This is a genomic window from Nocardia sp. bgisy118, from assembly GCF_057708605.1.
On the sequence record NZ_JBYISM010000003.1, the window covers coordinates 247304 to 262591 of the forward strand.

Consider the following 15288-nt stretch of genomic DNA (forward strand, 5'->3'; position numbering starts at 1 on the left):
TCGATCGGGCTGTTTCGTCGAAAGTTGTTCGACGAACAGCCCTTTCGGCGTTCGGTGGGTAATCGACGCAGCGTTCACGCAATCCTCCCGCCCCGTGTCGAGCCCCATCGTAGGCCGGGGTGTGCCTCAGATCTCGCTGCGCGGCAACGGGTTCAGCTGCTGGTCGCGTACGGGCGGCGGACCTTGTGGGCGGCGTCGATGACGCGAGCCACGGCGGAGCCGGACACGCCCACCTCCTTGGCGATGCCTGCGCTGGACCAGGCCTGGTCGGCGAGGGTGAGAATGTCGGCGATCTGCTCGACCGGCAGCTTGGAGAGGCCCTGCTCGGCGATGTTCCGCGCGACCAGGCGGACCTCGTCCTCGGCGCTGTCCGGTTCCTGGTCGAGATCGTCGTCCTCGGCGTCCTCCTCGGCGATGGCGCGCTGGGTGGCGAGGATGATCTCGGTGCTGCGCGGACGCAACGGTTCCGGCTCGGGCTCCAAGGTGAGCTGTTCGGCAGCGGCCTCGGCGCGCACGCGTGGGGTCGAGTCGTCGGACTTCGAGCCGGAATCGGTGTGTTGCCGAGTGGTTCGGTCTTCAGCCGGTTCGGGGTCGGTGGCTGGTGTGCCCTCGTCCTCCACCGCTTCCTCGTCGCGGGCGGGCGCCGACTTGCCGCCGCGGATCGCCTGGAACTCGGCGAGCTCGACGGCGTCGGTCGTGTTCACGGGTTCGGCCGCTTCGGCATCCTCGGGCTGCGGGTACGAAATGGTTTGCAGGGCATGGGATCCGGCCCACATCGACGGCGTGGTCCGGCCGTTGCCGTTGACCGGCCGGAGCCTGGTCTGCGCGATGTGGACCGGCTGCGCGGCGGCGTCGTCGGCGGTATGGGCCGAGCGGCCGTTGGACGATCCGTTGCGTCGCGGCGTCCGCGGGGCGTCGTCCTCTTCGGCGAGCCCGCCGGTGAGCAACGAGAGCGGAACCAAATACGACAGCCCGGTCATCGAACCGCGAGCCGTAGCCGCGTCCGGTCCGGACTCCTCGTCGGCGGAAGCGGAGGTGTCCTCGGAAGCGAAAGTGCCTGCGTCCTCGGAAGCGGAGGTGTTCTCGGCGGTGGAAGTGCCTGCGTCCTCGGAAGTCGAAGTTCCTGCGGGAGTGGCTCCGGCGTGGCGACCGTCGAGCGGCTGCTTCTCCGCGTCGGCGGCGGATTCCACGGAAGTCGGCCGAGTGTTCTGGAGCGGTCGCGGTTCGACGCCGTCCGTCCGGGAGGCGGACGTGGCATCGATGTCCGTCGCCGCGATCGCGCTCGGTCCACCGGTCGAATCCACGACCAGCCCGGCGGTATCCCACTGCCTCGTGTCCGCGGACCCGTACGCCCCGCGCAACTTCGGCACGGCGGTGTCGTCCACGATCGGCACGCTGTCGATGAGCTGCGCGTACCGCGCCGCGACCCAGGCGTGCAACCAGATCACCACGCCGACCATCGCCGGCGCGATCGCGAATTCGGCCGCTCGCCCGAGATCGCCCGCGGCCAGGTGCGGTCCGGTGTTCAGCGCGATGGTGGCGCCGAGCAGCGCCGCCTCGAAGACGATCACCTTGCCGCGCGGGAGCTCTCGCCCCCAGCGTGCCGCGGTCGTCGCGACCACCATGATGGTGATGATCGGGATGGAGATCATCGCCTCGATGCCATAGCTGAGCCAGTACAGCGGATCGGACATATCGCCGCTCGGGACGAGGTTGTGCTGCACGTTCACGCCCGCCCACACCATGCCGAGAATCACGACGGCGATCAGCGCCCGCGAGGACCATTCGGCACGGCGGTAGAGCTGAGCCAGCCGCGCGTCCTGGTTGGCGACGCGCCGCCGGGCCGCCAGCGCGCGGCGGTGCCAGCGCGCGTCGTCCTCCTCGGCGCGGCGGATGGCGGCCCCGGTGCGACGGTCGAGCTTCTCGGCGGCCAGCTCGTCCTCGACGGCGCGCCGCCGCTGACCGCGACGTTGGGCCCGAATCCATTCCGCGAGTTCACGTTCCGCGGCGATCTCGGCCTCGGAGAGCACCTCGACCAATGCGGTGTCGTGCTGCAGCGGCAGTTTCCCGCGCGCCGTCGCGACCCGTTGTGCCAGTGCCGCTATCTCGGAATTGCCGGTCGACGGTTCGTCGGGCATCGCGAGCCTTCCCTGGAGCCGATATCGGGCCGATTTCTCGGCGTCGACAAGTGTGCTCGAACATATGTGTGAACGCGATGAGACTAAACCGACGGCCCGCCGCGGTCAATGCGAACGGCGGCAGTGCGCGAGAGTGCCGAGCGTCTGCCCCGGTAGCGCGGGCCTCGGGGGAAGGTCAAGCGTCCTTATGACACACGGCTTCCAGCAGCACGCCGTCGTACCCGATCCAGAAGGTCGCGAAATAGGGCGGCGGATACTCCGGGAATTCGCGTGGCGGATGGACAATTTCGTCGCCGCGCGCGGCCGCCCAGGAATGCACCGCGTCGACGTCGGCGCGCGTGCGCACCATGAAGGCGAGGTGTTGCAGTCCCGGTTTCACGCGCGAATATCCCGGCTGTTCGGCCGGATAGAAGAACAGGTAGGTCCCGACTTTGCCGCGGGCGGGCCGGTAGGCGAACTGAGTGTCGTCCAGCAGGAAACGCTCGTAGTCGACGAGCGGCATCATTTCGTCGTAGTACGCGCGCGCCGCGGCGAGATCCGTGACGTTGATGCCGAGATGTCCGAGGGGCACTACTCGAACTTAGAGCCGCGTCCGTGGACTGGGAAGGATGCTTGACGCGCCAAGCGACGGCCCGACGCTAGGCCAGGGTCGTGTGCCAGACGAGCGCGGCGGCGAGTGCGCCCGCGCCGTTGACCGACCAATGCAGTGCGATGGGTGCGAGCAGGCTGCCGCTGCGGCGGCGCAGCCAGGTGAAGACGACGCCTGCGGCGGCGGTCGCGGCGACCGCGAGCAGGATGCCGACGATCTGTCCCGCCAGGCCGCCGCCGAGGAAGCCGGTGAGCCCGCGGTTGCTGGTCGTCAGGCCGAACGACGAGGCGATGTGCCAGAGGCCGAAGAGCAGCGAACCCGCCGCGAACACCCCGCGCGCGCCGTAGACGCGATCCAGGGTGCCGTGCAGCACGCCGCGGAAGGCGAGTTCCTCGGGGATGACGGTCTGTAGCGGGATGACGATCATCGACGCGATGAGCGCGCCGGAGATGGTGGCGTACCGGTCGGCGAGGAAGAACGGGCGCGTCGCGGGCAGCAGCGCCCCGACGGCCACGGCCGCGAGCACGATGCCGACCGCGGCCAGCGCGTACAGCGATCCGCGCCGCCAGTGCCTGGGGGAGAGTCCGAGTTCGGCCCAGCCGAGCCCTCGCCTGCGGACCAGGGCGAGCAGGACGATCGCGGCGATCGGAACGGTGACGATGCTGGCCCACGCGGTGGTGAAGTGCGCGATCAGGTTGGTGCCCGCGAGGACGACGATCACGACCGCTACATCGATATAGGCATGCAGTTTGTTGTGGGTGGGGGCCGCTTCCTCGAGGTCCGTTTGACGCACCCGGCCCAGTGTAGGGTCCGGCCCGCGCGGTTCGCCCTTGGTTGAGCGCCTGATCACAGGTGCCGATTTTCACCGCGAGCGTGGTCTCGCGGAGGCTATCCTGTGACCAATCTGAATGAAACATGTTTCAGTTTTTTCGCCAATCTGGCCCGTAGGGAACTGGACGGTCGATACAGTCCGATCGTTCGCCCCCGGTGTGCGTCTCGAAGAGGAGTTTCCGAATGACTAGAACCCAGAGGCGGATCGGTCGCCGGCTCGGCGTCGGCCTGACGACGCTGGTCGCGGCGGGTTGCGCGGCGATACTGACCGCGCCCTACGCGTCCGCGACGGTCGACGACCTCAGCGTCTCGGCGGGCAACCCGCAGGCGGGCTGCACCTATGAGATCACCGCGAAGGTGAATCACTGGTTCGAGGTCTGGTTCTACGACAACGCGCTGGTCATTCCGGGCAGTCCGGTGAAGCCGGTCAACGGCGTGGCGACCGTCCAGTGGAAGCCGAAGAAGTCGGGCACCCACACGCTGGCCGCGCTTCAGGGCTTGGCCTACGAGATCAAGGTGAACGTGGCCGAGCCCACCCTCACCGGCAGCGCCACCTGCGGCGCCGGACCCCTGGCCTGGATGGGGTCCTGAGAGAGCCGCGCCCGCGACGGGCAGAGCCATCGTCGCGGGCGCTCGGGCCGGCCGGCTACCCCTGTTCCGCCGGCCGGCCCGCCTTCGTCAGCACGCCCAGGCGGCGTGGTCCGTCCACGCCTGGAGGGTTCTCGTCGTCTCGAATCGTCGCGGCGCGCCGGTGACCGGATCGGTGAACTCGAGCGAGGCGGCCAGCAGTTGTAGCGGCCGGGTGAAATCGTGCACCGGCTTGTCGGTGAGACGAGGATAGAAGTCGTCCCCGAGGATCGGCACGCCGAGTCCGTTCATGTGCAGGCGCAGCTGGTGGGTCCGCCCGGTCAGCGGCCGCAGCCGATAGCGGCCGAGTCCGTCGCGGTGTTCGAGCAGGTCGACGACCGTTTCCGCGTTGGGTTCGCCCGCAACCTCTTGGGCGGCGAGCACCTGCTTCTCCTTGACTATGCGGCTGCGCACCGTGCGCGGTAGGTCCAGATCGGGGCGGTAGGGGGCGATCGCCTCGTATTCCTTGCGCACCGCCCGCCGGTGGAACATCGTCTGGTACGCCCCGCGCCGGGCCGGGTCGACGACGAACAGCAGCAGTCCCGCGGTCACCCGGTCGAGTCGGTGGGCGGGCACCAGATCGGGCAGATCCAATTCCTGACGCAGCCGGACCAGCGCGGTCTGCCGGATGTGCTGCCCGCGCGGAATGGTGGCGAGGAAATGCGGCTTGTCCACAACCAGCAGGTGATCGTCGCGGTGCACGACGGTGATGTCGAACGGCACGTCGGTTTCGTCCGGCAGGTCGCGATGGAACCACACTGCTCCGCCGGGGACGTACGGCGCGTCCGGCGCGATGGGCCCGTCGAGATCGACGATCCCGCCCTCGCGCAGCAGTTCATCGATCCGTTCCGGCGCGACCCGGGGAAGTCGCTCGACCAGATGGTCGCGAATCGTCGCCCATTCGCCCGTTTCCGGCAGTCTCAGCCGGGCCGGGTCCAAGCCGTACCGCTTGGGCAGCGGCGGCTGCTGCCTTCTTCTCATCGGCGACAACTCTAATCGCCCCAGGTCAGCAGGCCGCGACCGGGCGGTCGGAGCTCGGGCGTCGCGAGGCCGGGGTGGTCGGGCGCGAGGAGGGCGCGACCTCGGGGCCGGCGCGCGTGGTGTGCTGCCGCCACCCCGGCAGTCGCGGCAGCCCGCCGGTTCTCGTCGCCGAATTCAGAAGCCGCGCAACCGATCCGGCGTAATCCGAATCGGCACCGAGTATTCCGCGTAGAACTCGTCCGCCGACATCTTGATGTCCGCCAAGCCCTCGGTGTACTTCGCTGTGTACGAGGCGATTTCGTCGTCGGACGGCCGTTCTTCGACGATGCGCGCCGTTCCGGTCAGTACCACCACCTCGCCGCCGTGCGCGTTGCTGTTGAGATTCAGCGAGACACGCGGGTTGCGGGCGATATTGCGCACCTTCGCCTTGTCCGGCTGGCTGAACAGGAGGAACTCGCCGTCGCGCCACTGGAACCACACGGGGTTCGGCTGCGGCGTGCCGGACGGGCCGACGGTGGTGAGCCAGAGGACGGACTCGCGGCCGAGGCGCTCGGCGACCTTGGCGCCGAAGTCGGTGGCGGTGTCGACGACGGGCGCGACGGGGCGATCGGATGCCGTTGTGGTCATGCTGTGGTCAACGTCTCCGGCCGCGCCCCGATTCCGGTCGGCGCGCAGGTGTCCGAATACCGCGAGTTCAGGGCTCGGCGCGTTCGTCGAGCACCATCCGCCGCGTCTCGACGAGGGTCTGCCGCGCTCGTCGGCGCACCCGGCACAGTTCGACGGAGCAATTCAGATGGATCTGCATCGCGCGGTGGGCCTGGGGCGCGGAGAGTTCCCCTGGATCGGCGTAGCAATCGGTAATGGCCGAAACAATGTGCGTGACAAACATTTCCACAACCTCCGATTCTGGAGACGGGTAGCTATCGGGGAAAAGTACTTCCCGAGCCGGTGTTTCGGAACCGAGACGAAGCGCCGTTCACGCAACTGTCGACGCGGCGTCGGACAGCGGCAAGCCGCGGACTCGCGCCGCCACCGGTGGTCGGCCGCCCGTTCGCCTGCCGTTCCCCCATCTCAGGGAAAGTTAGCCTTACCTATCTTTCTGTGTGAAGATGGGGCGGATTCCGGCGAGGTACGCCAGAACGAGAGGCGAGGACACATGACGGTGGAGGTCACGCCGCGCGCGGCGGCGGAGGCGGGGAACCGGCCGCCCCGCGCGGTGGCGAAACAACGCAAGCAACAGCAGGCGCTGGCGCGCAAGGAGATTCTCGCGCCGGTGCAGGGGGCGCTGACGCTCGCCACTGCCGTCATGGCGATCGCCTCGGTGTGCACCGTGGTGCCGTTCATCCTGATCGTCGAGGCCTGCCGCGAGCTGCTCGACGACCCGGTGGACACCGACCGGGTGTGGCGGCTGTTCGGCCTCGCCATGCTGGTGCTGCTGGTGCGCGCCCTGCTGCAAGCGGCGGCGCTGACCTGGACACACCTGGTGGATGGCGGCTACCAGCTCACCGTGCGCCGCGCGCTCGCCGCCAAGCTGACCAGGGTGCCGCTCGGCTGGTTCGGCGAGCACGGTTCGGGCGAGGTGAAGAAGTATCTGCAAGACGATGTGGAGGCGCTGCACTATCTGGTGGCGCACGCGCGGCTGGAGTTCGTCGGCGCGCTGCTCGTCCCGCTGGTCTCGCTCGGCTATCTGTTCACCGTGGACTGGCGGCTGACGCTGATCCTGCTGGTGCCGCTGCTCGCCTACGCCATGGCCTTCCGCACGATGATGAACCGCGAGAGCATGGACCGTCTCGCGGTCTACACCCGCTGGGAGCGCCGGGTGCAGCAGGCGACCATCGAGTTCGTCGACGGCATCCAAGTGGTCCGCGCCTTCGGGCAGGCGGGCAAGGCGCATCGCGATTTCCAGGACGCCGTCGACGGCCAGGCCGACAGCTTCGACCGATGGAAGACGCCGATGATCCGGCTCCAGGCGGTGGCCGACATCATGATCTCCCCGGTGTTCGTGATGCTGGTGATCGTCGTCGCCGGATTGGCGGGCGTCGGCGCGGACTGGCTGGCTCCGCTCGATGTGCTGCCGTTCCTGCTGGTCGGTCTCGGTCTCGGCAGCGCGCTGCTCGGCCTCGGTTACGGGGGACAGGCGCTGCGCGCCGCGGGCGCGGCGGCCGAGCGCCTGTACGAGGTGCAGCAGAGCCCTGAACTCGCCTCGGCCGCACCGGGATCCGACGACCCGAGCGACGCCGAGCCGGGCCTCGTCCGTTTCGAATCCGTCGGGTTCGGCTACCGCGAGGGACACGATGTGCTGCGCGACATCGACCTGGAGCTGCGACCGGGCACCATCACCGCGCTGGTCGGCCCCAGCGGCTCCGGCAAGTCGACGCTGGCCAAACTGCTGCCCCGCTTCTACGACGTCGGGTCCGGCCGGATCACCATCGGCGGCCGCGATATCCGCGACTACCCGAGCGAAGAGCTCTATCGCACCGTCGGTTTCGTGTTCCAGGACGTGCGGCTGATCCGCGACACCATCCGCGAGAACCTGCTGCTCGCGGCCCCTGCCGCCGACGACGCCGCGCTGGAGCGGGCCGCCCGCGCCGCCCAGATCCACGACCGCATCCTCGCGCTGCCCCGCGGCTACGACTCCGAGATCGGCGTCGACGCCACGCTCTCCGGCGGTGAGGCGCAACGGCTTTCGGTGGCCCGCGCGCTGCTCGCCGATACGCCCGTGCTGGTGCTGGACGAGGCGACCGCCTTCGCCGACCCCGAGTCGGAGGCGGCCGTGCAGGACGCGCTCGCGGCGCTGGTGGCCGGGCGCACCGTGCTGGTCATCGCACACCGGCTGCACACCATCACGGGTGTGGATCGGATTCTGGTGCTGGAGAACGGCTCCCTCGTCGAGCAGGGCGACCACCGCGCCCTGTGCGAGGCGGGCGGCGTCTACCAGCGGCTCTGGGAGATCAACGAGGCGGCACTCGGCGCGGTCTCGCTCGTGGAATGTGAGGCAGCCCGATGATTCGCAAAGTTCTCGGCCTGGTGCCCGCCGAATTCGCCCCCCTGACACCGCGTTTGCTCGCCGCGATCCTGGCGCAGGCGATCAGCCAGGCGATCGGGTATCTGCTGCTGGTGCCGGTGCTCGAGGCACTGTTCGACGACGACCTCGGCCGCGCCTGGTTCTACGCGCTGCTGATGCTGGTCGCGGTCGGCGCCGTGGCGGTGTTCGGCTACCTACAGGCCTCGCTCGGCCTGCGCATCGCGGTCGGCATGCAGCGCGGCCTGCAAACCCGGCTCGGCGATCATCTGAACGCGCTGCCGCTCGGCTGGTTCGAAACCCGCAGCGCCGGACCGCTGTCGCGGGTCACGGTGGAGAACGTGCGCGAGATCCAGGGCACCGTCGCCTATCTGATCGCCAAGGTGGTCACCGGCATCGTGGTCCCGCTCGGCGTCGCCGTCGGCATGCTGTTCATCGACTGGCGGATCGCGCTGGCCATGCTGCTCGCCGCCCCGGTCCTCTTCCTCGTCAACGGCCTCGCGGGCCGCGCGTACCAGCGGGCCGACAAGGGCATGCACGAGGCGGCGGCCGAAGCCGATTCGCGCGTGGTGGAATTCGCGCAGGCCCAGCCGGTGCTGCGCGCGTTCGGCGCGGTCGGGTCGGGCAACAAGGCGCTGGACGGCGCGCTGCGGCAGCAACGGTCGGCCAACACCAGGATGGTCTTCACCTCGGTGCCGAGCCTGATCGTCTTCGCGCTCTTCGTGCAGGCCGTGTTCCTGGTCCTGGTCTACGTGGTGATCGCCAGGGTGACCGACGGCGTGGTGTCGGCCGCCGTCGCGATCGCGCTGATCGCCGTGAGTTCGCGATTCATCGAGCCGTTGAATCAGGCCGCGCAGCTGGGCAACGGACTGCGCTCGGCCGCCGCCGCGGTCGACCGGGTCTCCGCGCTGCTCGCGGAACAAGCCCTGCCCGAGGCGAACTCGCCGGTGACGCCGGGCGCGCCGACCGTGGTGTTCGACAACGTGAGTTTCGGCTACCGCCCGGGCGAGCCGGTGCTCTCCGGCATCACCTTCAGCGTCCCGGCGGGAACCACGACCGCGATCGTCGGCCCCAGCGGCGCGGGTAAGACGACGCTGCTGCGGTTGGCCGCGCGGTTCTACGACGTGGACGGCGGACGGGTCGCCGTCGGCGAACACGATGTGCGCGACCAGCCTTCGGAGACGCTGCTGAACCAGCTGTCGCTGGTCTTCCAGAACGTCTACCTGTTCGACCGGTCGGTGGCGGACAACATCCGGATCGGCCGCCCCGAGGCCACCGACGCCGAGGTGCGCCGGGCCGCCGAGGCCGCGCGGGTGGACGAGATCGCCGAGCGCCTGCCGGACGGCTACGACACCGCCGTCGGCGAGGGCGGTGCCGCGCTGTCCGGCGGTGAGCGGCAACGGGTCTCGATCGCCCGCGCGCTGCTGAAGGACGCGCCGATCGTGCTGCTGGACGAGGCGACCAGCGCGCTGGACCCGCACAGCGAGGCGGTGGTGGTGCGCGGCGTGCACGAACTCACCAGGGGCAAGACCGTGATCGTGGTGGCGCACCGCCTGGCCACCATCGCGCACGCGGACCAGATCCTGTTCGTCGACGGTGGTCGTATCGTCGAACGCGGCACGCACACCGAGCTGCTGGCGCAGGGCGGTCGCTACGCCGACTTCTGGAACGAGCGCAGCCGCGCGTCCGGCTGGCGGCTGGAACCGGCCGCGGTGTGAGGCGATGACAACGAGATCGGGCCGCCGCGGAGTGTTCCGCGGCGGCCCGATCGGTTCCGGAACCGGCTTACGCTGCCGGAGGGAGTCCGTCCTCGGTCCGCGCATGGCCGGAGCGAAGGCGCGGTCGCCTACTTCCAGTAGGCCTGGTACTTCAACTGGGATTTCGCCAGGTTGTGGGAGGTCTTGAGTGTCTTGACGATCGAGCGGGTGGTGTGGCCGTCGCACGCGACCCACGCGAAAGCGTCCGCGGGGCAGGAGATCGCCTGGGCTTGTTCGCGCAGCAGGCGGCCGTCGTCCACGCGCTGGAGCCAGGTGACCTGGTGGTGCGGCTTGTTGCGGACGGGCAGCGTCTGGTCGGACTCGTACTGCCATTCCAGGAAGACGCGAGCGGGTACGTCGCCGATCGCGTCGAGCAGCGAGTTGATCGCGGGCAGCGAGGCGGTGTCGCCGAAGAGGAGGTATTCGCTCGGCGGCGTCTCCGGCAGCTCGAACTTCGACCCGAGCACCGACGCCTCGATCTCGTCGCCGACCTTGGCCCGCTGCGCCCACACGCTCGCCGGCCCGGTGTGCACCGCGAACTCGATGTGAAAGTGGTCGCTCGCGGGGTCCTGATCGATGGTCGTGAAAGCCCGATGGTGCAGCTTGTCGGTCTCCGCATCCGGGATCCACAGCCGGATGAACTGCGTCGGGTGCACCGGGTGATCGGCAAGCAACCCGCCCGCGGTGAACCCGATCCGCTGGCATTTGTCGGTGACAGCCTCGGTCGACGTCACGCGCAGTCGGTAGTCATCGGCGCGCCACACCTTCATGATGACGCCGTTTGCCCCTCGTCCCATGGGACATAAGGTTAGCCTATCCACGCTTGGCGATGAAGTCCGTCCTCGGCTTGCGCACCGCAGCAGCGGAGGCAGAGGGACGCCCGGTGGTTGCCGAACGCGGCTCATCCCTAGCTCGCGAATCGCCGCGTCGAACGAATCGCCCTCCGCCGGGCGCGAATACGTTGGTCAGTGTCCGACGGCTCCGCCCCGAATATCGCGGTGCGCCACGGCCGTCGCCACCACGTCGGCGCGCGGCCCGCCCAGCGGTTCGCTCAGAAACGCTGCCAGGATGTCGGCGGTCGCGCGCTGCGTCGGTACCGGTCCCCGCGAACCGCCGATCAGCTGGGCCACCGCGAACCGGCCCGGCCCGGAGAGGAAGAGCGGCGCGTCGGTGAAGCTGTAGTGGTTGGCGTCGCCGATTTCGAAACGGAAGCCGCCCGCGCCCAGCCTGCCGAGCAGCGCGGCGTTGCGCTCCAGGAACCGCTCGGAATGTCCTGTCTCGTCGTGCTCGCTCTCCAACAGCAGGAAAGGTTGGCGCAGCGTGCGATTGGGCAGATCGCCGTACAGCGTGCCGTCGATGTTCGCCGCGGCGCGGATGCGGTCGTCGTCGGCGGCCGCGGCGGCCGCGGCCGCCCCGCCGAACGAATGCCCGATGACGGCGATGCGCTCGGTGTCGAGATGACCGGAGAGACGCGGGCCGAGCGCGCCAGGCCGTTCCAATCGATCGAGGACGAACCGCAGATCGGCGGCCCGCACCGCCTGTCGCACGCTCATGTACCGCTCTCCGGCGGCGTCGTCGGCCGGGAAGTCGTCCACCGCCGTCGCGAGACGTCCGTCGGCGAGCTCGACCACGGCCGCCTCGTAGGGGTGATCGACGGCGAGAACCACGAACCCGCGGCTGGCCAGATCGGCGACCAGCCCGGTGTGGAACGCACGCGGCGCACCGTATCCCGGCGAGAACAGCACTACCGGCCAGCGGTCCCGGTCTCGGGCCAGGGACGCGCGATCGTCGGCGTGCGTGTCGATGCGGTCGTAGCCGCGCATGAGGAAGCTCGGAATCTGGCTCACCCGCCGCGGCAGCTTGCCTAGTCCGTCGAGGTAGCGTGAGCCGCTTCCGGTCGGCTCGGCGGCCGGATACCAGGCTTGCGCGATGACGTTGCGGCGGTCGGCCGGGTCGTCCGTCGCGGCTTCCGGCCGGTCCGGATCGACCCAGCGGAATGTCTCGGTGCCGACCGGATACGGTCCGCTCGGCGCGGGCAGCGTCGGCACCGGCGGCAGCACCCACGCGAAAGCCGCCGCGACGACGAGCATTCCGACGCCCACGCGCGCCGCGATCCCGCCTAGACGCCTGATCGGCCGCGCCGCGACGAACCATGCCGTGACCACGAGCAGCAGATACGTCGGAACGAACTGCCAGTAGAACCCTTCGCGCAGCCACTGGACCGCCGCCACGAGCGCAACCCCGCCGAGCAACCCCAGCGCAGGCGCACGCCCGATTCGCGCGGTGCACATCACCACCACCGCGCATACGACCGCGGCCACAGCGATCACCACATCGATCAGCGACATATCCGCCTCGCTTCCGCTCGGACAACGGATTCGGGCTCCAGCCTGACGCGCGATCGGGTCATCGCGCGTCGGCAGCAGGTCGCGAGGGGATCGTCCGGAGGGATGATCGAAGGGTGCTGAATCAGCCGATTTCACGCTGCCGGACGTAGTCCGTCGACAGTCCGCGCATGGCCGGAGCGAAGGCGGAGTACGCAGAGAGGGCGCTGCCGGACGTAAGTCCGTCGACAGTCCGCGCATGGCCGGAGCGAAGGCGGAGGTACGCCTACTTCCAGTACGCCTGCGACTTGATCGCGGTTTTCGGCAGGTTGTGAGTCTGCTTGAGCGTCTTGACGATCGAGCGGGTGGTGTGGCCGTCGCAGGCGACCCAGGCGAAAGCGTCGTCGGGGCAGGTGATCTCCTGCGACTGTTCGCGCAGGAGCCTGCCGTCGTCGATGCGTTGGAGCCAGGTGACCTGGTGGTGTGGCTTGTTGCGCACGGGCAACGTCTGGTCGGATTCGTACTGCCATTCCAGCCAGACGCGAGCGGGCGCGTCGCCGATCGCGTCGAGCAGCGAGTTGATCGCGGGCAGCGAGGCGGTGTCGCCGAATACCAGGTATTCGCTCGGCGCGGCCTCGGGGAGTTCGAAACTGGAGCCGAGCACCGACGCGTCCAGCACGTCGCCGACCGCCGCGTTGACCGCCCAGCGCGCGGCGGGGCCGTCGTGCAGGGCGAATTCGATGGCGAACGTACCGGTTTCCGGATCGGGGTCCACCAGCGTGTAGCCGCGGTGGTGCAACTTCTCGGTCTCGAGGTCCGGGATCCACAGCCGGATCCACTGAGTGGGGTGCACGGGATGGTCGGCGAGCAGGCCGACCGCGTCGAAGCCGAGCCGAATGAACTTGTCCGTGACGTATTCCGTCGCAGTGACGGTGAGCCGGTAGTCCTGACCGCCCCACGCTTTCACAATGACGCCGTTGAAACCTCTGCCCATGAAAGTGAGGTTAGCCTAAGCTGAATTTAATGTCACGAGGTACGCCGAGACGAGTTCGGCCCCCGTCGCGGCGGGGGCCGAATCGTGCGCGAACCTGGTCAGCAGCCCTGGCCGACGAAGTTGCCGATGGTGCAGACGGATTCGCGGCTCAGCTTCCAGGTGCCGTCGATCTGCTTCCAGGTCAGGTCGAAGGTCCACGGCTCGTAGCCCTCGGTGGAGGTGTAGAGCACCGCGGACAGGGTGTCGCCGTTGACCGACACCGGGCCGACGACGTCCCAGCGCCAGCTCGCGGGGGCGATGGCGATGAGCGCGGCCGCGGCGTCGAAGGCGGGCAGGCCCGCAGCGCCGTTCTCCAGCTCGGCGGCGCGCGCGGCGCGCGACGCGCCCGCGTTGAACAGCACCGCCATCTTGGCGCGCAGCTCACCGGTGCTCGGCGCCTGGGTGCGCAGCGGCGCGGTGATCGGCGCGGCCTCGGCGATCGCGGCGGTGGTGACGGTGCCGAACGCGCCGACCAGGGCGGCAGCGGCAAAGGCCACCGCGCCCAGCTTCTTTCGGGTGCTGATCATGAAAGTAATTCCCATCGTTCTCGTGCCGGTGCGTTCCCCGCTGTGGGGATCGACACTCGCGTTCACTGTAAGGTAAGCCTATGCAAACATGAAGGCGGGGGTTCGTCGATGTGGGCGCGAACACGGATACGCGCGATGTGAGAGTGGGAGAACCGGTGGAAACACTTGTGGTGATCGGCGCGGGTCCGAAGGCGATGGCCGTCGCAGCCAAGGCGCACGTGCTGCGCGAACTGGGGCTGCCCGCGCCGCGCGTCGTCGTGGTGGAAGCGCAAACGGTTGGCGGTAATTGGCTGCCGAGCGGCGGCTGGACCGACGGCCAACACCGGCTCGGCACCAGCCCGGAGAAGGACGTGGGCTTCCCCTATCACTCCACCTGGGCCCGCGGCCACAACCGCGCGATCAACGAGGCCATGACGGCGTTCAGCTGGACTTCCTTTCTGGTCGACCAGGGCACCTATGCCGAGTGGATCGACCGGGGCCGTCCGAGCCCGCAGCACCACGTCTGGGCCAAGTACCTGCAGTGGGTCGCGGCACGCGTGGATTTCGAACTCGTCCTCGGCACAGTGCGATCCATCGCCGCCGCGTCCGACGGCTGGCTGATCACCGCGGTGGACGCCGACGGGATTCCCACCGAAATCGACGCCGACGCGCTGATGATCACCGGCCCCGGCCGCAGCGAGAAGGCGCTCGCCAAGCATCCGAAAGTGCTCAGCGTCGCGGAATTCTGGGACCTCGCGGGCAAACGCAAGCTGCCGGTCTCCTCACGCGCGGCGGTCATCGGCGGCGGTGAGACCGCGGGCTCGGCGCTGGACGAGCTGGTGCGCCACGGCATGCTCTCCATCTCGGTGATCTCGCCGATGGCCACCATCTACACCCGCGGCGAAAGCTACTTCGAGAACTCGCTGTTCAGCGATCCGATCAAGTGGGGCTCGCTGAGCACCGAGGAGCGCAGGGACGTCATCCGCCGCACCGACCGCGGCGTGTTCTCGGTGCGGGTGCAGGAGAGCCTGCTCGCCGACAACCGGGTGCACCACATGCAGGGCCGCGTCGTGCGGATCGCCGATCAGGGCGACGGCGTTGCGCTGACCCTGCGCAACGAGATGCGTCCGGACCAGGTGCACAACTTCGACCTGGTGATCGACGCGACCGGCGGGCAGCCACTGTGGTTCCTGGAGATGTTCGACGCCAACGCCGCCGACCTGCTGGAGCTCGCGGTCGGCGGGCAGCTGACCCAGTCCAGGATCGAGTCCTCGATCGGCTACGACCTCGCCGTCCAGGGCTTGGACGCGAAGCTGTACCTGCCGAACCTCGCCGCGCTGGCGCAGGGGCCCGGGTTCCCGAATCTCAGCTGCCTCGGCGAACTCTCGGATCGCGTGCTGCGCAGCGAGTCGGTTCGCCCGGCGCGCGGCGGGCGGGTCGAGTCGAGCGTCGCAGGTAACCGGCAGCTACTCTAGCGGCT

Annotated in this window: 14 protein-coding genes; 4 read left to right on the top strand and 10 right to left on the bottom strand. The window is 69.2% G+C overall.

Annotated elements, in window-relative coordinates:
• Positions 1-152 precede the first annotated feature (152 nt).
• The 3 genes from AC3EO7_RS05305 to AC3EO7_RS05315 all read right to left on the bottom strand — a co-directional run bounded on the left by AC3EO7_RS05305 (position 153) and on the right by AC3EO7_RS05315 (position 3520).
• The gene (locus AC3EO7_RS05305; RefSeq protein WP_435590574.1) at positions 153-2138 is read right to left on the bottom strand and encodes a hypothetical protein; all 1986 of its coding nucleotides are present in this window, start codon (positions 2136-2138) and stop codon (positions 153-155) included.
• Between the two features lie 175 nt (positions 2139-2313).
• On the bottom strand, positions 2314-2709 hold the full coding sequence (locus tag AC3EO7_RS05310; protein WP_431963983.1) for a VOC family protein: 396 nt from the start codon (positions 2707-2709) through the stop codon (positions 2314-2316).
• 67 nt (positions 2710-2776) lie between these two features.
• Positions 2777-3520 (bottom strand): CPBP family intramembrane glutamic endopeptidase, encoded by a 744-nt coding sequence (locus AC3EO7_RS05315; RefSeq protein WP_431963985.1) that lies wholly within the window; start codon positions 3518-3520, stop codon positions 2777-2779.
• Positions 3521-3741: 221 nt separating this feature from the next.
• Between AC3EO7_RS05315 and AC3EO7_RS05320 the strand changes: the two genes are divergently transcribed.
• Positions 3742-4149 carry a hypothetical protein gene (locus AC3EO7_RS05320; RefSeq protein ID WP_431963987.1) on the top strand — a complete coding sequence of 136 codons (408 nt, stop codon included), beginning with the start codon at positions 3742-3744 and terminating at the stop codon, positions 4147-4149.
• 87 nt (positions 4150-4236) lie between these two features.
• Here the strand turns inward: AC3EO7_RS05320 and AC3EO7_RS05325 are convergent, their stop codons facing one another.
• From AC3EO7_RS05325 to AC3EO7_RS05335, 3 genes are all read right to left on the bottom strand, one after another.
• Positions 4237-5166, bottom strand: coding sequence for an RluA family pseudouridine synthase (locus AC3EO7_RS05325; RefSeq protein WP_431963989.1), 930 nt, complete (start codon positions 5164-5166; stop codon positions 4237-4239).
• 174 nt (positions 5167-5340) lie between these two features.
• Positions 5341-5793, bottom strand: coding sequence for a TIGR03667 family PPOX class F420-dependent oxidoreductase (locus AC3EO7_RS05330; RefSeq protein ID WP_435590575.1), 453 nt, complete (start codon positions 5791-5793; stop codon positions 5341-5343).
• 67 nt (positions 5794-5860) lie between these two features.
• Positions 5861-6055, bottom strand: a complete 195-nt coding sequence (locus tag AC3EO7_RS05335; RefSeq protein WP_431963993.1) for a hypothetical protein — start codon at positions 6053-6055, stop codon at positions 5861-5863.
• A gap of 267 nt (positions 6056-6322) precedes the next feature.
• Here AC3EO7_RS05335 and AC3EO7_RS05340 point away from each other — a divergent pair, with 267 nt between their 5' ends.
• Both AC3EO7_RS05340 and AC3EO7_RS05345 read left to right on the top strand, forming a co-directional pair.
• Positions 6323-8173 carry an ABC transporter ATP-binding protein gene (locus AC3EO7_RS05340; RefSeq protein ID WP_435590576.1) on the top strand — a complete coding sequence of 617 codons (1851 nt, stop codon included), beginning with the start codon at positions 6323-6325 and terminating at the stop codon, positions 8171-8173.
• Complete coding sequence (locus AC3EO7_RS05345) at positions 8170-9906, top strand: ABC transporter ATP-binding protein (protein WP_431963997.1); 1737 nt, start codon at positions 8170-8172, stop codon at positions 9904-9906. The genes AC3EO7_RS05340 and AC3EO7_RS05345 overlap by 4 nt, the downstream gene beginning before the upstream one ends.
• A gap of 128 nt (positions 9907-10034) precedes the next feature.
• Here AC3EO7_RS05345 and AC3EO7_RS05350 read toward each other — a convergent pair whose 3' ends face one another.
• The 4 genes from AC3EO7_RS05350 to AC3EO7_RS05365 form a co-directional block, all read right to left on the bottom strand.
• Complete coding sequence (locus tag AC3EO7_RS05350; protein WP_435590577.1) at positions 10035-10742, bottom strand: siderophore-interacting protein; 708 nt, start codon at positions 10740-10742, stop codon at positions 10035-10037.
• A gap of 168 nt (positions 10743-10910) precedes the next feature.
• Positions 10911-12293: an alpha/beta hydrolase family protein gene (locus AC3EO7_RS05355; RefSeq protein ID WP_435590578.1), complete on the bottom strand. Its 1383-nt coding sequence runs from the start codon at positions 12291-12293 to the stop codon at positions 10911-10913.
• Positions 12294-12555: 262 nt separating this feature from the next.
• A complete protein-coding gene (locus tag AC3EO7_RS05360; protein ID WP_435590579.1) occupies positions 12556-13263 on the bottom strand; it encodes a siderophore-interacting protein in 708 nt (235 codons plus the stop codon).
• Positions 13264-13361: 98 nt separating this feature from the next.
• Positions 13362-13829 (bottom strand): MTB12 C-terminal domain-containing protein, encoded by a 468-nt coding sequence (locus AC3EO7_RS05365; RefSeq protein WP_435590580.1) that lies wholly within the window; start codon positions 13827-13829, stop codon positions 13362-13364.
• Between the two features lie 155 nt (positions 13830-13984).
• On the opposite strand from AC3EO7_RS05365, the gene AC3EO7_RS05370 reads away from it, so the two are divergent.
• Positions 13985-15283, top strand: a complete 1299-nt coding sequence (locus AC3EO7_RS05370) for a SidA/IucD/PvdA family monooxygenase (protein ID WP_431964007.1) — start codon at positions 13985-13987, stop codon at positions 15281-15283.
• Positions 15284-15288 lie beyond the last annotated feature (5 nt).